Source organism: Caldimicrobium thiodismutans (assembly GCF_001548275.1).
Taxonomy (GTDB): domain Bacteria; phylum Desulfobacterota; class Thermodesulfobacteria; order Thermodesulfobacteriales; family Thermodesulfobacteriaceae; genus Caldimicrobium; species Caldimicrobium thiodismutans.
On record NZ_AP014945.1, the window covers coordinates 527,740 to 547,778 of the forward strand.

Sequence of the window (20,039 nt, forward strand, 5' to 3'; positions counted from 1 at the left end):
ACAAGGGAGGTTATACAAGTCTGAAAGTAACACAGGCAATCTTGCCTGTGGAGTCAACTATGAAAAATTATAAGCATAGTAAAAACCTCCTTGAGAAGGAATATTATGATAAGTAGTAGAAGGATCAAAATATTTTTTATATTTGAGAAGTGCATAAATAATTCTCAAAAGTTTATGAGCGGTGGCCAAAACCGCTTTTTTATAAGGCAATCCTTGTCTTTTTCTCCTCTCAAAATAGCTCCAGAATATAGGATTGTGTCTGATTACATTAATACTCATAAGCCATACAACCCTTCTCAAATGCCTATTTCCTCGTTTAGAAATCTTGCTCTTTCCTTTAAAGTTTCCAGATTCATAAACAGCAGGATCAAGTCCTGCATAGGCAATCAATTGTTTGTAAGATTGAAATCTCTTTATATCTTGAATTTCAGCAAGAAAATGAAGCGCTGTAATTTCTCCAATTCCCTCAATAGAAAGGAGGATATCAAGGTCCTGGCAAGCGGAAATCTCTTTACAAGCGGATTTAAGAAGTTTTTCAATTTCTTTAAGGGTTTCCTGAAGGAAGAAGAGTTCTTGAATGGTTCTGGAAAGAATATATTCTTTTGCGGGCCAATTTTGAGCTATAGAATATTCAGCAAGGGCTTTTATTTCTTTAGCAGAAATGGCGGGTTTTTTACCTTTTTGAGAGGAGAGTATATTTTCAATTTCCTCAAGAGAGGCTTTTTTAATAGCTTTAGCAGAGGGGAATTTTTCAAGAAGTTTAAGAATGGAGGTATTGTAGATATTGACGGTTCTTTCAAGTTCAGGGAAGGTAACGACCACAAGTTTTTCGAGGTTATTTTTTCTTTTAGCGATTTCTTGAGAAATTCTTTCTCTTTCTCTGGCAAGGTCTTTAAATTCTTCAGAAGTAAAGGCCTGGGGAGGTAGTTTTTGATGGAATTGAGAAAGGAAGATGGCGATAGTTTTAGCGTCTATGGCATCGGTTTTGGTTTTTCTAAGAGAGAGTTTAGCAAAATTTTTAATGAGAATTGGATTAAGGATGACGCAAGTGAAGTTATGATTAACGAGGTAGGTGATGAGATTAAGATGATAACAACTGGAGGATTCAATACCGATAAGGATGGATTTTTTTAAGCCTTGAGGGAGAGCTTTTGTAAAGGAACTGATGCCCTGGTAGTCAAGAGGGTAGGACTGGTTAAAGAGGACATTTTGAGAGGAATCAATGAGGCAGGCATGAAAGAAGTTTTTGGAGACATCAAGGCCTACAAAGTAGGTGTAGTGCATAGGTGGACCTCCTTTTATTTTGTTTTAGTAAGGCAGGGGACCTGCTCACCAATCCTCCAACTTGACGAGGGTTTACAAACCCAACCAACTTATAATGGTTTAAGCAGGCAGGCAACAAACTCCACTGAGGGCTTAAAAGCCCAGGTAAAATGGAGTTGCCCTGCCTTACTCTCTTTTCCATGTTTCTATTATAACCCCTATATATGCAAAAACTTAGGTAATAACATAACAAATTTTTCGTAGGAGGTAAATTACACTCCAATGTATGAAAGAAACACAGACAAGAATGTCTGTGCTATAACAAACCCACAAAAAATTCAAGGGGTATAAAATTTTAAACCTCTACTTAAGGAAAGATTTTGCAGATTTTTCATCCTTTCTTTCCGAAGGGGAACGGGTATGTGGAGAGATTTAATTTGTGTTAGGTCCTAAGAAAAAATCCTATAGAGTCTCAAAAGGTATGGATGCATACATACATGACCTTGTTTTTTTATTTTTTGCGATTATTATTCTATAAAAAATAGAAAAAGAGGAACTTGAGTAGAGTAGTTTACGGAAATCTTCAAGGGTTAAAACCAAGTGAAATCCGAAGATTAGAACGACTATATTATCGCAAAATTCATCCTGAGGTAATTTTTTCTTCTGATCTTGCTTGGGAACTTGCTGAGCTTTCCTTCCTTTTAAATCGCCAAATCGGTATTTTAATTAATCGCACGGGTGAGATTGAATATGTTATTGTAGGAACTTTTAATCAAATTGAAATTCCTGAACTTAAAGGTTATAGAGAGTCCTTAGCTCGTTTGAAGGGGCTTAGGCTCATTCACACTCATCTTATTAAAAATGGCAAAGGCTCAGGCCTTGACCAAGATGACCTCCTTGATCTTGCCTTTTTAAGGCTTGATTTAATTGGGGCTTTAGAGGTAAATGAAAAGGGAGAACCTGGCAAAATTCATCTGGCCCATATTCTTCCTCATGCAGGCTTTTTTAGTCAAGCCCTTTCTGACAGAGAAGATCAATTTTTCTTTTTCTTTAAACCAAAATATGTCTGGGACCTAAGGGAAAATTTTCTTGAACTTATCAAAGCCCTTGAAGACGAGTTTGAGAAGATAAAACCCCTGAAGAATGTAAAGGAGAAAGAAGACCGAGCCCTTTTAATCTTTGTCAAAGAGCCTCAAGATCTGGATTGGGAAGAGAGACTTAAAGAACTAAAGGAGCTTGCTAAAACTGCAGGAGTAACTGTTGTGGGAGAGATAATTCAAAAACGGACTATTCTTGATCCTCGTTATGTTATAGGCAAGGGAAAGCTTATTGAGGTTATGATTCAGGCCATGAGGAATAAGGCCAATCTCCTCATCTTTGATAGAGAACTTACTCCCTCTCAGGTTAGGGCTTTAACAGAGGTTACTGACTTAAGAGTTATAGACCGAACTCAGCTTATTCTTGATATCTTTGCCCAGAGAGCGAAAACTAAGGAAGGTAAAATTCAAGTAGAAATGGCCCAGCTTAGATATGCCTTGCCAAGACTTAGAGCAAAAGATGATGCCTTTTCAAGATTAACAGGTGGAATTGGCGGAAGAGGGCCAGGAGAGACCAAACTTGAAATAGATAAAAGGCGAATCAAAGATAAAATGAGCAGACTGGAAAGAGAACTCGCAAGAATATCCGCAGAGAGAGACCTTAGAAGAAAACGCAGAAAAAAACTTGATTATAAAATCGTGGCTTTAATTGGCTATACCAATGCGGGAAAAACAACTCTCCTTAATACCCTTTCCAAATCCAATTATTTAGCTGAGGATAAACTATTTGCCACCCTTGATCCTGTAACAAAGGCAGTCAGAACGCAAAAAGGCCATATTTTTTTACTTACAGATACAGTGGGTTTTATCCGGGATCTTCCGGAAGAGCTAAAAAAGGCCTTTAAAGCTACTCTTGAAGAACTTTACAATGCTGACCTTCTTCTACACCTTGTAGATATAAGCCATCCCAATTGGGAAAATCACATCCAAGCAGTTGAAAATATCCTTGAAGAAATGGATTTGCTCAACTTTCCAAGACTTATAGTTTTTAATAAAATTGACCTTTTAAACAAAAGAGAAGATTTATCCCCTAATTTTATATTAAGACTCCTTAATCAATATAATGGAGTTGGTATCTCTGCTATGACAGGGGAGGGGCTTGACCAACTAATCTCACATATTGAATCCTTGTTGTTCAAAGAGGAGAGCTCCATAGTTGTAGAAATACCTTCAGAGAAGGTATTAACTTCTCATCTCTCAGCTTAGTTGTAATTTTCTTTAAGTTTTTTAAATATTCTTTGAGGTGGAAAATCTGACCAGAGCTCTTCAAGGGCATAAAGATCTCTCACGGGCTCAAAAAAGATATGCACAATAATGTCTCCATAATCAAGAACTATCCAATTACCAGTTTCCCACCCCTCAATGGATAAAGGTTTTATTCCCTCTTTTTCCAGTTCAAAGCTTAAATAATCTGACAACCCCTGAGCATGTTTTGTTGAATGGGCACTACAGATAATTAAATAGTCAGCATAATCCACCTTAGATGAGATATCAAGGGTCACAATATCTTCAGCCTTTTTATCCGAGAGTAACTTTATAAATTTTCCCAATCTTTCACTCATGTTAAACTTTTCCTTCTCGCACTAAGCGGGCAAAGTGCTCAAAGCTTCTGTCATAGGTAGCCTCAGCTTCAGGAGGAAAGGCACAGGCAGGAAGTTGTCTCATCTTTAAATGATAACTTAAGCACTCACAACAGATACCCTTTTTAGCACAAGGATCATAAGTGCAGTTACATCTCTTGAGATTGCGCTCTCTTTTACATTCCATAGTTAACCTCCTCTATTCAACAGTTACACTTTTGGCTAAATTTCTGGGTCTATCCACATCACATCCTCTCAAGACTGCCATCTCATAAGCAATAAGCTGTAAGGGCACCACATAAAAAATAGGTAAAAATTCATAGGGAACCTGAGGAACCTCAAGGTAATCTTCACAAAGCCTTTTGACTTCTTCTGAACCCTGAGTAGTGATTCCAATTAGGGGGCCCCTTCGCGTTTTTATCTCCTCTGCATTTGAAAGGGTCTTTTCATAAACTAAACCTGTCTCTTTAGCAGCTAAAATTATAGTGGGAAAACTCTCTTCAATCAAAGCAATGGGGCCATGTTTCATCTCTCCTGCTGCATAACCCTCAGCATGAATATAAGCAATCTCCTTTAATTTCAAGGCCCCTTCAAGGGCAATGGGATATAAAATGTTTCTTCCAAGATAGAGAAAATCTTTGGCCTGATACCATTTCTTGGAAATTTCCTTAACCCTGGGGTAAGACTTATCCAGGAATTCCTGCAGGATGACCGGAAGGTGCAGTAATTTTTCTATAAGTTCAGGATATTGATTTAATCCCTTTTTTATTTTTTGTATATAGAGAGCTAAAAGCAAAAGCATCAATACCTGAGTGGTAAAGGCCTTGGTTGATGCTACACTTATTTCAGGACCAGCCTGAGTATAAAGCACAATCTCACTTTCCCGGGCAATGCTACTCCCAAGGACATTACAGATGGAAATGACTTTGGCTCCTTTTTCCTTAGCTAATCTTAAACTTGCAAGAGTATCAGCTGTTTCACCAGATTGGGATATTCCGAGGAAAAGACACCTCTCATGCAAAAGGGGCTCACGATATCTAAATTCTGAAGCAAGCTCCACTTCAACAGGTATTTGAGTAAACCTTTCTAAGAAAAATTTACCCACAAGACCAGCATGATAGGAGGTGCCACAAGCTACTACATAAATCTTTACTATCTCTTTAAGCCAATCAATCTCTTTTTGCAATAGATCAATTTCAAAGGTCTCTAAGGAAATCCTACCCAATAAAGTATTTTGAATGGCCTGGGGCTGTTCAAAAATCTCTTTAAGCATAAAATGGGGGAAACCACCTTTTTCTGCCTGCGAAAGATCCCAATGAATCGTAGTTTCTGTATAGTCCTTTGAATTACCTTCAAAATCAAAGAGCTTAAGACCCTCTTTGGAAAGAATTGCACACTCTTTATCCTGTAGAAAAACAACCCTCTTTGTAAAGGGAAGAAGGGCTGGAATATCTGAAGCAAGAAAACTTTCCTTTTCTCCAAGGCCTATCACCAAGGGACTTTGATAACGAGCAACCAGAATTTTATCTGGCTCTTTATTTGAAATCAAAGCTATGGCAAAGGCCCCTTGAAGCTCATTGATAGCTTTTAAAAAGGCCTCCCAAAGAGAAAAACCCTCTTTATAATAATCTTCGATTAAATGAACAATAACCTCTGTATCTGTAGCTGAAACAAAGGTATGCCCTTTCTTTAATAATCTTTCCTTTAACTGATAATAATTTTCTATAATCCCATTGTGAACCAGAGCTAAGCCCTTTGAACAATCAAAATGAGGATGAGCATTCTCATCTGATGGTTCCCCGTGGGTGGCCCAACGGGTGTGTCCAAGGCCAGGGGCTCCCACTCCTGAGGTATCTTTTCTATAAAGTCTTTCTTCTAAATCATAAACCCTTCCCTTAACCTTGGTTATTTCAATATCATTTTTTCTAAAATATACTACTCCTGCTGAATCATATCCCCTATATTCAAGTCTTCTTAAGCCTTCAAGTAAAACTGGCCATAAAGGCCGATCCCCAATATAACCAACTATTCCACACATTCTTCTCTACTACTCTCCTTTTGCGATTTTTTTGTTAATAATATAAGCATATCTCCTTTGCTTAATTTAAAAAAAAAGAGGGACAAGAACTCCATTTCACCTGGGCTTAAAAGCCCCAAAAGGAGACTGTCCCCACTTCCAAAGAGAAGGTTTATGCTAAAAGCCCTTGCCACACTGGAGGATGGAGTAAGGGATAAATTTAATTCTATTCCCATCAAAAATTTAATAAAAGGATAAATAATTCTAAGGTGATTTGCCATGACTAACATTTTTACCTAATAGTTGACTCCTTTAGTCTTAACATATATTCATTCCATTCCCAGGGGGAAAGAGATTTCTTTTTAATGTTGCAATCCTTACAGGCTGGAACAATATTTTCCTTAGTTGAAAGTCCTCCCTTGCTAAGAGGAATTCGGTGATCCATGGTGAGTTCCTCTGGAGAGACCCTCCTCCCACAGTAATAGCAAATACCTCTCTCTACTTTTCGCCGCCACCAACGAGTCTTCTTAAGAGCTCTGGCCTTGACCTTTTCTCTTCTAATATGCTCTTCTAAAAAAGAAAAATTACCTTTCATAGGCTCTCTTAATAAACATTTCCAACCGTTCAACCACCTGATCAAAATTTAAATTGGTAGTATCTATGACTATAGCCGATTCAGGGACTTTGAGGGGGGCTATTTCTCTTTCACTGTCCCTTTTATCTCTTTCCAAAAGATTCTTTTTCACCTCCTCAAGGCCCCTATCAATTACATCTTTTGCTCGTCTTCTGGCCCTCTCTTCAAGGTCAGCAGTCAAAAAAAACTTTAAATCTGCCTGAGGGAAGACGCAGCTCCCCATATCCCTTCCCTCTGTAATAACCCGTTTTCCCTCAATTAAGCGTCTCATAAATTTGTTCACCTCCTCCCTGACAACTGGATGAGAGGAGATCTCAGAGACCTTTTCTTCAACCTCCTTTGACCTCAATTCATTATTTATAGGTCTCCCCTGATAAATAAGAACTGTGCCCTCTGGAGAGATTTTTATTTCAATTTCTGAGAGAAATTCTTCGATTTTTTTTCTAAATATTTCATCTGATGAAAATTGTGAATCCATAATATCGGATTGAAGAAGTCTCAGAGTTAGATAGCGATAAAAGGCCCCAGATTCAAGTAAATCAAGGTTTAATTTTTTAGCCAGGGCCTTGGCTACAGTAGTCTTTCCTGAGCCTGCTGGCCCATCAATTGTAATAATAAATTCTCTCATCAAAATTCAACTTTATAACCAAACATTTCAATATTATTTTTTATCTCTTCTAAGGAAAGAGACTCATCCTTTTCAAAGGTAACTTTTCCAGTAGTTAGATCTACTTTTACATTTCTGGCCTTTCCAGTGCTTAAGATTGCCTTTTCTACTCTTTTAACACAGTGTTCACAGGTCATGCCCAAAACTTTTATCTCAATCTTTTCCATCCTCAATACCCCCCCTTTTTTATAAATAGGGCTCCTATGCGAACTTTGGTTTTATTTTCAACTATCCCATCCTTAGCCTTAGCACTCAAAAATTTTAAGATTTCCCTTTCCTTTCTTATTCCTATTTTGTAGCCTTTTGCTGTAAGCTTAAATTTAAATCTCTTCCAAATCTTTTCAACAGGTGTTCTTCTTTCAAAAAAGCCTTCGTAAAATTTAACATTGCCAGGGTTTCCAAGGGTGTAAAAATAGTTGAACAACAAAAAAAGACCTGGATGAGTTTCCTCTCTAAGTTTTTTAAAAAATCTCTTTTCTATCTCATCTAAAAGGTGATTTTTTCTAAGGCCGGCCCAACTAACTATAATAAAAAATTTTTGGGCACAATTATATAATCTTTTCACCTCATTTATATCTCTTAAAATAGGAGTCATGGAAACAAAGACTGTATCAAAAGTTCTATCAGGTTCATATTTTTTCCAATCCGCCTGAATGACTATTATATTTTTTAAGCCTTTTTCTTCAATCTTTTTTTTCAAAATGTTGAGCATAGCCTGGGATATATCCAAAGCAAATACTTGTGAAACTTTATCGGCAACTTTTACTGTATAATTTCCCGTTCCACAGGCAACATCAAAAAAGGTAAAATCTGGCTTCAGGGCTCCGATATCTTCCATTTCCAGAAGAATATCCCTTTGCATCTCCTTATAAAACGAGGTTTCTTCAAGGTCATCATAGTCTTCAGCTACAAGATTCCAGAAATCCTCTTTTTGATAGATAAAATCCCTTCTTTTAGCTGGGCTTAGTTTCTCCCAGAAAGAGGGCTTTAATATTTTATTTAAAATAAGATTTTTCCTTGGGGATAAGTTCATTCTTATAAATGCTATCAAGGATTCCGTTTACAAAAGCAGGGGAATCATCTGTTCCATAAATTTTAGCAAGTTCAACTGCCTCATTTATACTTACTATAGGAGGTATCTCAGGTCTATAAAAAAATTCGTAAATAGCCAGTCTCAGTATATTTTTATCTGTAAGGTTCATCCTTTCAATAGGCCAATCGGGAGAATATTTCTGGATATAGGAATCTATAAGGTTTTTGTGGGTAAGGACCCCTTTAACAAGTTCCTCTCCAAAGGCAAAGGCCTTTTCTTCCTCAATATTTAGATACTTTTTATAGGTCTCAAGAGCAAGGGTAGGATTAATTTTGGTTACCTCTATCTGATAGAGCACCTGGAGGGCAATTTCTCTCCCCTTTCTCCTGAGCATAAATTAAAGCATTTTCTCCGCAATATGGACTGTCAGATCCCCCATCATATGGGTATAGGAGGCAAGTTCATTATCATACCAACCATAAATCACAACCTGAGTTATGGGAATTTCAATTTGAGATGAACTGAGTCCTTTTATCTCCTCAGGGGTGACAACACCGCAGGCCTTCTGAAGATCAACCCGAGCCAGAGCTGTCCTTGTATGCGTTTCTCTGCCTTCAATGATAGCAGCTGCCCTTGGATATCCAATGATATCCGTAGAGACATTTTGTTCCATACTAAAGATTAAAAAGTCTTTATATTTGGTCTCGGCAGCCTCTTTATAAATCTGGTTAACAAGCTCACGATTGATATGATTTTCTATACTCTCATCTTGAATATTAACCGTTAGAATTATCAAACTCCCTGTGGTTAAAGGAACACGGACACTTTCAGCCATAAATCCAATTTTTTTCATCTCCGGTATAACAAGCCCCAGGGCCTCAGCTGCACCAGTGGTTGTGAGAATAATGTTATTGAAAACACTTCTTGCTCGTCTTAAGTCCTTTTCTCCCTCTTTAGGCACTCTGTCTAAGATAGACTGGGAGGCAGTAGTTGCATGGACTGTCACCATTGCGGCAGAGAGGATACGTTCTGCTCCAAAGTAATCTAACAAAGGTTTTACCATATACGCTAAACAGGTAGTTGTGCAAGAGGCAGAAGATATTATATGGTGTCTTTCAGGCTGATACATCTCTTCATTTATTCCATAAACAAGGGTAATGGCATCTTCAGGTAAGGTTTTATCTTTGTTTTTAATCTTAAAAGGGGCTGAGATTAAAACCTTTTCTGCTCCTGCTAAAAGATGGCCCCTGGCTGACCCTTTGGGATCATCTGCTTCCTTGGTTGGGTCTCTAAATTTTCCTGTGCAGTCTACAACTAATTTAACTCCTTCCTTTTGCCATTCAATATCCTTGGGATTTCGGTTTTGCATTAAAAACTTGACCTTAACACCATTTATAACCATGGTCTTTTCCTGATCATTAATATTTTCAATGACCCTTTTGGAATTATGACCATAGAGCCAGACAGGTAGCCATCCATAGGTGCTATCCTTCTCAATGTATTCTGCTAAATCTGTAAAGGATGTTCCAACCTCTCTCCCCAAATTTACTACGATCTCTGAAAAATATTTTCTTGAGACATGATGCCAAAGAGTAAGCTTCCCAATTCTTCCCAGACCATTAATTCCAAGTTTCATAAGCCCCTCCTTGTTTAATTAATTTACCTTTATAAATATCTCCAGTAATTCCATTCAAAGTTATCCAGTCACCAAGCTTAATCTCTTTTCCATTAAGTTTAGCTGATTTTTCAAATTCATCAATCCGTAGTTCCTCACATCCTACCACACAAACCTTACCCAGCCTTCCTGCCACAATAGCAGCATGCGAGGTCTGGCCTCCTCTTGCAGTAAGTAAACCCTCAACTAAAGAGATTTCCTTAATATTATCAGGAACTGTATCATATCTAATTAGAATAAGAGGGTCCTTAGTATCCTTTAAGTTTAAAATATCCTCTAAGGTAAAAACAACCCTTCCAGATACAAGACTTCCTGAAACCCCAATACCTCTCCCAAGATAATCAAGATTTTCAAGGGCCTTCCTTTGAAAATAAGGCAAGGTCTTTTCTTCCCGAAGGATTATATCTCTAACCTGTAAAATATACAAATCCTTAGGAGACTCACTTTCAAAGGTAAATTCAATTTCCTGATGATCCCAGCCCTTTTCATAGACAATATAATAGGCAAGGTCTAAGAGACTTTTATAAATATCAGGAAAGGCTTCTTCCAGGGAAAGCCCCTCTCTCTTTTCTAACTTCTTTTGCTCAATAGATATGGGATAGGCATTTACAAGTCCCGAAACAATATCCTCTCCCTGATTATAGGGTGTATAATCTCCCCAGAGAAGGATACGAGGGAATTTCCCATGCGGAGAGGTTGTAAAGGTCACTCCTGTGCCTGAACGAGGCCCTTTATTACCAAAAACCATTTGTTGCACTATAATAGCTGTTCCCCATTCCTCTGCAATCTCCATTATTTCACGATAATAGACTGCTTTTTGATGATACCAAGAGTTTAGAATAAGCTCTATACTTTTAAATAATTGTTCCCAGGGATCATCAATTACAGGAATTCCAAGTTTTTCAACCTCTGCCCTGTATAAAAGGGCAAGTTCTCTCATCTCACCCCCACTAAATTCCCTTTTCATTTTCACCTTATATTTTCGCTTATGCTCCCTCATTAATCGATTGAAGAAATCCCTTGGAACACCCTGGGCCATAGCCCAGGATTGAATAAATCTTCTATAAGTATCCCAGGCAAACCATAGATTTTGAGTCTCCTTAGCTAAACCTTCTGCAATTTCAGGATTAATACCTACATTTAATATAGATGTCATCATACCAGGCATGGAAATAGTTGCGCCACTTCTTACACTTAAAAGAAGTGAATTATTGGGAGCATTAAATTTTTTGTGAGTTTTTTCTTCTATGAATTTAATGGCCTCTTTTATTAGGGACTCATATTCCTTCCAGAGATCATAATATTTTTTAAAGAGTTTATAACATCTAAAATTTTCTGTAGTTAATATAAATCCATAAGGTATTTTAGTATAAAAAAGTTCATCCTTAGATAATTGAATTAAATTAAAGGCCTTGCTTCCTAAATAAATCTGATCATTAGCTAAGGGATTGGGTTTATAAATATAGCTTATACTTTTTCTTGTATCAAAAGATAAAAGGATATTTAACTCATTTCCCTCTATTTTTTCCTTATTCTTTATTAGTGCTTCATAGATCTTTTTTAAGAATTTATCTAAATATTTAACGATAAAACCGCTATTTAGGATGTCTCTAATAATAACTTCACTTAAACAATAATAGGCTTCTTCTTTATTTTTATTTTTAAGATATTTTTTATATTTGTCTTGTAAGGCTGATTCATCTAAAATATCAAAGATTAAAGGAAACACATTTAAATAAGGATTCACATAATAAGATTTTATTATATGTTGGACTCCGTCAATTAAACCTTTAAATATATCAAGATACTGATCAAAAGATATTGGATAACTTTTTAAAGAGTTTTCTAAGAGATCAAGATATAAATTAAACTTTTGTGAGGATATTCCGTCTACCTCTAAAGCTTTTTTAAATAGATTGAGGATCTTTAAAATTTTAAAGACCTGTGCCTTGGTTAAAAACTTAATTTGGAATTCTTCAATTAACTGAGAAAATTTATTCTCAATCAAAAACTCCAGTCTATAGGTCAAACCAAGGGCATCAAATTTTTTCTCTCTATATCTTCCATACATTGAGGGTATATCTACCGCAATATGTCTTTTTAAAAAGATTTCTTCAATAGGAGTAAACTTTTTAGGAGATAAAATATACTCTTCTTTCAAAAGATTTACCCATTGAAGAAGTTGATTTATCTGTTTTATTAAATTACGATCCTGTAAAATTTTTGGTAATTCAGAAACAAAGTCAAAACCAGATGCCTTATATTGCTCTATAAAACTTAACATATCAGTTAAATATCCAAAATATTTCTGTTTTTCAAGTTTATATAAATGAATCAAGGATAAAAGTTTAAATTTATTTTCTGAAGTTTCATCTATATTTTCTAAGGCTTTTTGGATGTCTGATAAGTTAATTTCTAAAAAGTCTTCTATCTGATATAGAGAAAAGGTTTTAAATAATTCAACTAAAAGCTTTTGCATAGGTATATGAAAGGATAATTCGTCTTTAATAATTCTTCGCCATATTGCTTCAGGTAAATATCTTTTAATATAATTACCATCAAGAGTAAACCAATAATAAAAGATATCTTTAATAAAATCAATGGCTAAACTTGAATTTTCAATATGAATAAATTTTCTCAAAAAATGTAAAAGGGTATCTTTTCTTTGTGAAATCTCATCTATTTCAGTTGATAAGTCCCTGATGAGTCCTTCAGCACCTATCTCATTAAAATAAACAGGAAATATTTTACAAAATTGTTTTACAAGATTATAAACAGGTTTAATAGGTGAGTTTAGCAGAGAAGATATTTCCTTCTGAAAGAGATCGGTATCTCTTAAGGATAACCCGTAAAGTTTAAGATTTAGAAAAAGCGCTGCAAGAAGACTTGAACACCATTCAGGATGAGCCTTAAAGATATCCAGCCAGGCCTTAAGGCTTAAAAGATGATTAGGATTATCTTTTATCCTCCAGTGCTCATCTATACCCTCTACCTGAGGGGGGAAAAAACCATATTTTATAATTTCCCCTATTAAAATCTCCGCCAAATAAACAGCTCTTTTATTAAGTATGGATATCCCAATATTTTTAATGCATTCAAAGGCAGTCCATGGATAGAGATCAGATTTTTCTTTTAATATGGAAAAAAACTTGGTTAAAAATTCTTCAAGTTTTTCTGAAGGTTTTTCCTCAATCATTTTCAAAAGAATCTGGTTTACTTCTTTAATTAGCTCTTCATGTAAAAGAAGGAGAGTGGGATTTTCTATAAAATTAAAAAGAATTGATAAACGCTCTTCTTCAGGGATACCCTCTTTTTTATTAGAGCATACCTCTTGCACATAAGTTTTTACTTTCCTCAAAAGATCTAAATGATCAGGATATTCAAGTAGTTCAGATAAAGGCAATGGTCCTTTTTGAAAAGCGTCTTCTTTTAAATGGCGCAATTCATCAGGCAATAATTTTTGTCTTTCCCAGAGCTGGTAGGTTAATTTAAGATATCTGTAAAGCAATTTCTGTAAAATTTGAATGAAATCTGATTCAAGAGGAAATTTAGCAATCTTGTGAGCAAGTCTCTTAAAGGAATAATAATTTTCAAGAAAGGCATAAAATATAGGATCGGGAAGCTCGCTTCCAGCTTTGATGATCTCCATAAGAATAGGAGAAATTTTTATAAAAATATCTTTGTCCATGATATTAACAGTTTTATCGAGAAGGGCATAATAGATCTCAGCGGTTTTGATATTTACTTCTCTTTTATCACTAAAAAATTTAAATAACAACTCAAAAATAAGATAAAGACCCTTATTACTTAAAGGGCTCCTTAAAATAAGTGCAAGATTTCTCAAAAAGAAGGCCCTAAATTCTTCTAAAACAAGAAGGGTGTTTCTAAAGGGATGAAAGATTTCTCTGAGTATAAAGGAAACCTGTTTTTTTAAGGCAGGAAAATCTTTAAAGATCTCAAGTAAAAGCTCATATTTTTCATCATAATGAATTTCAGTTACACGCGTTTGCTGAAGATTAGCAAGTAAGGCCTTAGAGGTAAAAGTTGATTGCCCCATTTCTCCTTAGAGATATTCTTTATCAATCATTAAACTAATAAGGTCAAGAAGTCTCACGGAGTAGCCCCATTCGTTATCATACCAGGCAATAATTTTGAGAAGATTTCTTCCAATAACCTTGGTTGTTAAGCCATCAATAATAGCACTATGGGGATCCCCAACTAAATCCATAGAAACTAAGGGTTCCTCCATATAACGAATAAACCTGCTCTGGTTTTCTTTAAATATTTTATTAAGTTCAGAAGAGGTGGTATCCTCTTTAATTTTAATCACTAAATCAAGCAATGAGACATCAGGAGTGGGCACTCTCACAGAGAGCCCATCAATCTTATCTGCAAGATCAGGCATAATTTTTTGTAAAGCCTTTATCACACCTGTGGAAGTTGGTATCATATTTAAACCCGCAGCACGGGCCCTTCTAAAGTCCTTGGGATGAACCATATCAAGTAACCTCTGATCATTGGTATAAGCATGAATAGTAGTCATAAAGCCACTTTCAATTTGATAATATCTTTTTAAAAGGGCCAAAATCGGGGCTAAACAATTAGTTGTGCAGGAGGCGTTAGATACAATAAAATGCCTCTTGGGATCATAACTCTCCTCATTAACTCCCATTACAATTGTTGCATCCTCATTTTTGGCAGGGGCTGAAATTATAACCCTTTTTGCACCTGCTGAGAGATGTTTCCGCGCTAAATTCGCATCGGTAAAAAATCCCGTTGATTCTATTACATAATCAACGCCAGCCTCTCTCCAGGGTATCCTTTCAGGATCTCTTTCCTGAAAAATCCTTATCCTCTTTTGATTAACAACGATGGCATCTCCCTCTACATGAACCTCATAGGGAAGTTTTCCAAAGATTGTATCATATTTAAAAAGGTGAGCTAACATCTCAGGTGAAGATAGATCATTAATGGCTACAATTTCAATTTGATTAAATTCGGGATACCTAAATCTGGCTCTTAAAATTGCTCTACCAATTCTTCCAAATCCATTAATGGCTATTCTGATCATCCTTTTCCTCCTCCTTTAAAGGATATACCATTATGTAAGCTGATTCATTTAGTCCATAATAATGTTTTCTTAAACCCATTTTTTGAAAACCAACTTTTTGATAAAGTCTAACAGCTCCTATATTTTTTTCTGAAACCTCTAAATAAATCTTCCGAATCCTTTGAGATTTAGCCTTTTTAAAAAGGCTCTCTAATAAATATTTTCCATATCCCATTTTTTGAAAAGCAGGCCTTATAGCAATTCTTAAAAGTTCGCCCTCATCAAGAATCCTCCGCATGAGAACATAACCTATTTCACTTTGATCGTTTCTTAAAAGAAGAATTACATTATTATGTTTTTGAAATTCTGATTTTATCATTTCTAAATTCCATGCCTTCTCCCCAAAGGCCTCCCTCTCTATATCCAAAAGCGCACTCACTTGATCTAAATCCTTAGATTCCACTATTTTAATCTCTCTCCACATCTCTTAAAGTTACCACTACTTCTGTATCAATTTCTGATTTTTTAAGTCTTTCCGCAAGTAATAAAGCTAAAGCAGGACTTCTGTGCCTTCCACCGGTGCATCCAATCCCAAGGGCTAAAAAATTTCTCCCTTCAGCCCGATGAAGAGGTAAAGCCCATTTTATAAAATTATAAACATAATCAAGGAATTCAGAAGTCCTGGGCTCCTTTAAAAGAAATTTTTGAATCTCCAGGGTTTCTCCGCTTAAGTCCTTAAGTTCAGGCACAAAATAGGGATTAGGAAGGACCCGAGCATCAAAAAGATAATTAGCCTCATAAGGGATACCAAATTTATATCCAAAAGAAATAATGTGTAAGAGAATATATTGCAATTCTTTCCTCTGACCATAGATTTTGAATATTTCATGTCTCAATTGATGAACATTAAAATTAGAGGTATCTAAAAAAAGGGTTACATAGTCTTTAATCAGGGCTAATTTATCTTTTTCCAGAACAATAGCTGCCTTTATATCCTTGAGTTCCTGTAAAAAGGGATGGGGCCGTCTGGTCTGACTGAACCGAGTAATAAGCGCCTTAAGGTCTGCAGTAAGAAAAATTATATCAAAGCTGTATTTTTTTTCTCTTAATTTGGCTATGGTATTTGGAAATTCTTGCAAAAAAAAGGGGTCCCTTAAATCCATAACCAGGGCTATTTTTTCAGCAAGCTCCCCTGTTCTAATTTCATCAAGAAAAGGTAAAAGCAATCTAACAGGAAAATTATCAATAGCCAGATAGCCCAGATCTTCAAAGGCTTTAAGGGCAGTGCTTTTTCCTGCCCCTGATTCCCCGGTAATTATTACTACAGCAGGTTTCATCAAGACATCTCAGGTATGTAAAGAAAAATTTTGTTATTTTCTCTATAAAAACAACAAATTTTGTCCTCATCTGTATTAAAAAAGAGATAAATTTTATCATTACCCTTTTTAAAAAGGTTAAGAGCTTCCTGAGTTGATAAAGGGACAACCTCAATTTTGGATACCAAGACCTCTTCTGAGGTTTCTGTAAGAGTTGTTTGTCCTTGCACTCTCGGGGGCCTATGTTCCTGTCTTTTTTCTTTAAGCCTTTTAACCTGTTTTTCTAAGGATTCATAGGCAAAATCTATGGAAGAATAAATATCATCTGTTTCTTCTTTAACCACAAGGGTCTCACCATCTCCATTTAAAACAATTTCGGCAATCTCTCTAAACTTTTCTCGCTTTAAAACTATCTGGGCCTGCACCGGGCCATAAAAATATCTCTCCAATCTGGAAAGCTTCTTCTCTGCGTATTGGGCAATGGCAGGAGAAGAATCCATTCCCTTGAAGGTAAAGTTAAATTCCATCATATAACCCTCCTAAGCTAAGATATTTTCTTCCTTCTCTCTCTAATGGATGGGATATTAAGTTCCTCTCTATATTTTGTCACTGTCCTTCGGGCTATTTTTATTCCATACTTTTCACTTAAAATACTTCCAATCTCACTATCACTAAGGGGCTTTTTTGGATCCTCTGTCTGCACTATTTCTTTAATGTAGTTCTTGATAGCTACCGCTGATAAACTCTCTCCCTTATGGGTATCATAACCTGTTGAAAAGAAAAATTTTAGAGGATATAGCCCTAAGGGGGTATCTACATATTTATGGCTAATTACTCTGCTGATTGTGGACTCATGTAATCCTGTAACTTGCGAAAGATCTTTTAAGGTAAGAGGTTTCAGAAAACTTACCCCCCTTTCAAGGAAATCTCTCTGGGCTTTAAGAATTGCCTCTCCTACTTTGTAAAGGGTGCTATATCTACTATCTAAGGCCTTAAGTAAATTTTCAGCCATTTTAAATTTTTCTTTTAAAAACTCCTTACCCTTTCCATTATTTAAAAGCCTTTTATTCTGAATGATTTTATAGTAAAGGGGGCTTAGATAAACCCTGGGTGCTTTTTCATTCAAAATCTCTACTTTCCATTCTTCTTCCTCTTTATAAAATCGTAAATCCGGTTCAATGTAAAGTCCTTTGGTCGAAGAGAAGTTTCGAGCAGGAAAGGGTTCTAAATTTTTAATAATCTCCATGGCCTCCTGAAGGTCCGCAATAGGTAAATCAAGCTTTTTGGAAAGGGTCTCAATATTTTGGACAAGCTCAGAGAGATGTTCTGCAACAAGTTTATAAGGAAGATCACTATCTTTATAACCTAAGAATTCAAGTTGAACAAGCAAGCACTCTCTGAGATCAAGAGAAGCTACTCCCACGGGATCTAACCTTTGAAGAAGCCTTCTAACCTTTTCTACCTCTTCTGGTAATACATTAATATCTATAGCCAGTTCTTCTACAGGCACACTCAGATAGCCCTTATCATCAAGATTCCCCATAATAAAACCTGCTATCTCTCTTTGCAAAGGTGAAAGCTCAAGAAACCCAAGTTGCCAATAAAGGTGCTGAGTAAGAGTTTCTTCAGTTCCAACCGTTCTTTCAATGAGGGACCCTATCTCATCTTCTCCTTCTTCAAAGCTAAAAGAAGGAACTCTCCTTTCCCATAAGCTTTCTTCATCCCAGTGAAATTCATCTACCAAAGTTATATCCTCTCTATTTTCTACCTGAGACCTTCCAGAGTATAAATCCCTAAATTCTATCTCTAAAAAGGGATTAACCTGAGCCTCTTGAAGAAGATATTCATTTAATTCAAGAATATTTAATTGTAAAACTTTAAGAGTGAGTTTAAGCTGAGGCGTTAAAATAAGTTGGGGAACTAACTTGAGCTGATTTTTTATTTCAATCATTTTTAAATCTTAAAATCTTTACCTAAGTATTTTTCTCTAACTTGTTCAAGCTCTACTAATTCTTGGGGTGTTCCAGAACCTATAATTACGCCATCTGCAATTACATAAGCCCTATCACAAATCTTTAAAGTATCCCTTACATTATGGTCAGAGATTAAAAGGCCCAATCCCTGCTCTTTTAGGGTATTAAAGATATCCTTTAATTGACTAATTCCAATGGGATCAATTCCAGCAAAGGGCTCATCTAAGAGAATAAAATCTGGTTCAATCAAAAGGGCTCTTACGATCTCCACTTTTCTTTTCTGACCCCCTGAAAGATACTGAGCTTTAACATGCAAAACCTCTGTTAAATTAAAGATCTCAAGATAATTTTCCAATTTTTTTTCAATAACTTCAGCCTTTTCTTTCCATTTTTCTATAACAATTTTAAAATTTTCCTCTACCGTGAGGCCCCTAAAAACTGAGGTCTCTTGAGGAAGATAAATTATCCCAAGACTTGCCCTTTCCGAGACATCAAGATTTGTAATATCTTTATCACCACAAGAGATCCTCCCATTGTCTGGTCTTAAAAAACCTGCTAAAATGTAAAAGGATGTGGTCTTTCCAGCGCCATTTGGCCCAAGAAGCCCTACAATCTCTGATTTTCTGACATTGAAACTGATATCCCTGACTATTTCTCTTTTTTTAAAGCTCTTTTTAAGATGTATAGCTGAGAGACTCAGTTCATTATTTTTCATATATTTTTACTCTAACCCTTCCTCCAGATCTTGAAAAAACTTCACTTCTATCTTCATTAAAATAAATTGTTATCAAATCTCCTTCTACAAGATTCTTTTCATGCCAGACCTTTGGGTTTTCTTCCAAAATGAGTTTTTCTTCTCCCTTAAAATAGGTAGCCTTTCCAGCAACAGCTTTCCATTTCTCTCTTTCAATCTTAACTCCCCCTATGGCAACGATGCGCTGAATGTCTCTTTTGGCCTCTCCTTTTATATAATAAACATAGAGCTTATCTGCCCAGAGTTTAATATCCTTAGTTTGGGCAAAGACCTTTCCCGTAAAAACTGCAAGGCCATCATCCTCAAAAACCTCCATTTTATCGGAATTAATATTGATTTCCTTAGCAAAAAGGCTATTCAATAAAAAACCATTCAGGAAAAGTAGTGTTAAAAACACTATTTTAAAGGCCTTCATCAATTATTAATATAACCCAAAAGGCATTTAAAACAAGTCTTTACTTTTTTTAGGGGTCGTATAAAATACATTGGTATGCCAAAAAAAAGAAGCTCCACTCTTTTTATTATCTACCTTCTTATTTTTTTGACTTTGATGGTCCTTTTAATAGAAGGTGTATTATACCATTATGGAAAAAGTCTCTGTACCTCTAAGGCCTGTGAGATCACTCAATTTTTAACAATTATACCCAAGAACTATCTTTTAGTTCTTGGTGGGATATATTTTTTTTCTCTTTTTTTTATCACCTGGCTCTATTGCTCCACCGAAGGCTCCTTTTTTCTTAATTTGATCTTAATTTTGTTATCTGCCGGTTTAATAGCTGAAGGTGTCTTTTTAGGAAGGCTCTTTTTTGATTTTCAGCTTCTTTGTTACTTTTGTTTATTTATCGGAGGCTCTCTATTCATAATTGCTCTGTTATATCTTATCTTTCTAAGGGAAAGCAGATTTAATTCTTTTTCCCTTTTCAGTGTTTTCCTGGGTGGTTTTATGGGGTTATTTTTTGCTTTTAAAATCACATCTTTTT

The 20,039-nt window shown here is 35.8% G+C and carries 20 protein-coding genes; 1 reads left to right on the forward strand and 19 read right to left on the reverse strand.

What is annotated here, in order from left to right:
• Positions 1–57 precede the first annotated feature (57 nt).
• Positions 58–1,284: an IS110 family RNA-guided transposase gene (locus tag THC_RS02625; protein WP_068511752.1), complete on the reverse strand. Its 1,227-nt coding sequence runs from the start codon at positions 1,282–1,284 to the stop codon at positions 58–60.
• Between the two features lie 536 nt (positions 1,285–1,820).
• Between THC_RS02625 and hflX the strand changes: the two genes are divergently transcribed.
• Complete coding sequence (hflX, locus tag THC_RS02630; RefSeq protein ID WP_082706248.1) at positions 1,821–3,566, forward strand: GTPase HflX; 1,746 nt, start codon at positions 1,821–1,823, stop codon at positions 3,564–3,566.
• On the opposite strand, the gene rsfS is transcribed toward hflX, so the two are convergent.
• The 18 genes from rsfS to THC_RS09380 all read right to left on the reverse strand — a co-directional run bounded on the left by rsfS (position 3,563) and on the right by THC_RS09380 (position 20,031).
• Positions 3,563–3,922: a ribosome silencing factor gene (rsfS, locus tag THC_RS02635; protein ID WP_068512938.1), complete on the reverse strand. Its 360-nt coding sequence runs from the start codon at positions 3,920–3,922 to the stop codon at positions 3,563–3,565. The genes hflX and rsfS overlap by 4 nt on opposite strands.
• Before the next feature lies 1 nt (position 3,923).
• Complete coding sequence (locus THC_RS02640; RefSeq protein ID WP_068512941.1) at positions 3,924–4,127, reverse strand: DUF6485 family protein; 204 nt, start codon at positions 4,125–4,127, stop codon at positions 3,924–3,926.
• Positions 4,128–4,139: 12 nt separating this feature from the next.
• The gene (glmS, locus tag THC_RS02645; RefSeq protein ID WP_068512943.1) at positions 4,140–5,978 is read right to left on the reverse strand and encodes a glutamine--fructose-6-phosphate transaminase (isomerizing); all 1,839 of its coding nucleotides are present in this window, start codon (positions 5,976–5,978) and stop codon (positions 4,140–4,142) included.
• A gap of 271 nt (positions 5,979–6,249) precedes the next feature.
• Positions 6,250–6,552 carry an HNH endonuclease gene (locus THC_RS02655; RefSeq protein WP_068512951.1) on the reverse strand — a complete coding sequence of 101 codons (303 nt, stop codon included), beginning with the start codon at positions 6,550–6,552 and terminating at the stop codon, positions 6,250–6,252.
• Positions 6,542–7,219 carry a (d)CMP kinase gene (gene cmk, locus THC_RS02660; RefSeq protein ID WP_068512954.1) on the reverse strand — a complete coding sequence of 226 codons (678 nt, stop codon included), beginning with the start codon at positions 7,217–7,219 and terminating at the stop codon, positions 6,542–6,544. Before cmk ends, THC_RS02655 begins: the two co-directional genes overlap by 11 nt.
• Positions 7,219–7,425 carry a heavy-metal-associated domain-containing protein gene (locus tag THC_RS02665; protein ID WP_068512956.1) on the reverse strand — a complete coding sequence of 69 codons (207 nt, stop codon included), beginning with the start codon at positions 7,423–7,425 and terminating at the stop codon, positions 7,219–7,221. Before THC_RS02665 ends, cmk begins: the two co-directional genes overlap by 1 nt.
• Positions 7,426–7,427: 2 nt before the next feature.
• Entirely contained in the window at positions 7,428–8,291 is an 864-nt protein-coding gene (locus THC_RS02670; RefSeq protein ID WP_068512959.1) for a class I SAM-dependent methyltransferase, read from the reverse strand.
• Positions 8,254–8,685, reverse strand: a complete 432-nt coding sequence (gene nusB / locus THC_RS02675) for a transcription antitermination factor NusB (protein WP_068512961.1) — start codon at positions 8,683–8,685, stop codon at positions 8,254–8,256. The genes THC_RS02670 and nusB overlap by 38 nt, the downstream gene beginning before the upstream one ends.
• A gap of 3 nt (positions 8,686–8,688) precedes the next feature.
• Positions 8,689–9,927 (reverse strand): type I glyceraldehyde-3-phosphate dehydrogenase, encoded by a 1,239-nt coding sequence (locus THC_RS02680; protein ID WP_068512964.1) that lies wholly within the window; start codon positions 9,925–9,927, stop codon positions 8,689–8,691.
• Positions 9,911–14,023, reverse strand: a complete 4,113-nt coding sequence (locus THC_RS02685) for a PEP/pyruvate-binding domain-containing protein (RefSeq protein WP_068512967.1) — start codon at positions 14,021–14,023, stop codon at positions 9,911–9,913. Before THC_RS02685 ends, THC_RS02680 begins: the two co-directional genes overlap by 17 nt.
• Positions 14,024–14,029: 6 nt before the next feature.
• Positions 14,030–15,037 (reverse strand): type I glyceraldehyde-3-phosphate dehydrogenase, encoded by a 1,008-nt coding sequence (gene gap, locus THC_RS02690; RefSeq protein ID WP_068512969.1) that lies wholly within the window; start codon positions 15,035–15,037, stop codon positions 14,030–14,032.
• Complete coding sequence (gene rimI / locus THC_RS02695; RefSeq protein WP_068512972.1) at positions 15,018–15,500, reverse strand: ribosomal protein S18-alanine N-acetyltransferase; 483 nt, start codon at positions 15,498–15,500, stop codon at positions 15,018–15,020. The genes gap and rimI overlap by 20 nt, the downstream gene beginning before the upstream one ends.
• Entirely contained in the window at positions 15,484–16,353 is an 870-nt protein-coding gene (gene rapZ / locus THC_RS02700; RefSeq protein ID WP_068512974.1) for an RNase adapter RapZ, read from the reverse strand. The genes rimI and rapZ overlap by 17 nt, the downstream gene beginning before the upstream one ends.
• Positions 16,353–16,862, reverse strand: a complete 510-nt coding sequence (gene hpf / locus THC_RS02705; protein WP_068512976.1) for a ribosome hibernation-promoting factor, HPF/YfiA family — start codon at positions 16,860–16,862, stop codon at positions 16,353–16,355. The genes rapZ and hpf overlap by 1 nt, the downstream gene beginning before the upstream one ends.
• A 14-nt stretch (positions 16,863–16,876) precedes the next feature.
• Positions 16,877–18,283: an RNA polymerase factor sigma-54 gene (gene rpoN / locus THC_RS02710; protein ID WP_068512978.1), complete on the reverse strand. Its 1,407-nt coding sequence runs from the start codon at positions 18,281–18,283 to the stop codon at positions 16,877–16,879.
• A 2-nt stretch (positions 18,284–18,285) separates the two neighbouring features.
• Positions 18,286–19,020 (reverse strand): LPS export ABC transporter ATP-binding protein, encoded by a 735-nt coding sequence (gene lptB / locus THC_RS02715; RefSeq protein ID WP_068512981.1) that lies wholly within the window; start codon positions 19,018–19,020, stop codon positions 18,286–18,288.
• Entirely contained in the window at positions 19,010–19,474 is a 465-nt protein-coding gene (gene lptA, locus THC_RS02720) for a lipopolysaccharide transport periplasmic protein LptA (RefSeq protein ID WP_082706249.1), read from the reverse strand. The genes lptB and lptA overlap by 11 nt, the downstream gene beginning before the upstream one ends.
• Positions 19,475–19,884: 410 nt before the next feature.
• Entirely contained in the window at positions 19,885–20,031 is a 147-nt protein-coding gene (locus tag THC_RS09380; RefSeq protein ID WP_153303641.1) for a hypothetical protein, read from the reverse strand.
• Positions 20,032–20,039: the final 8 nt, after the last annotated feature.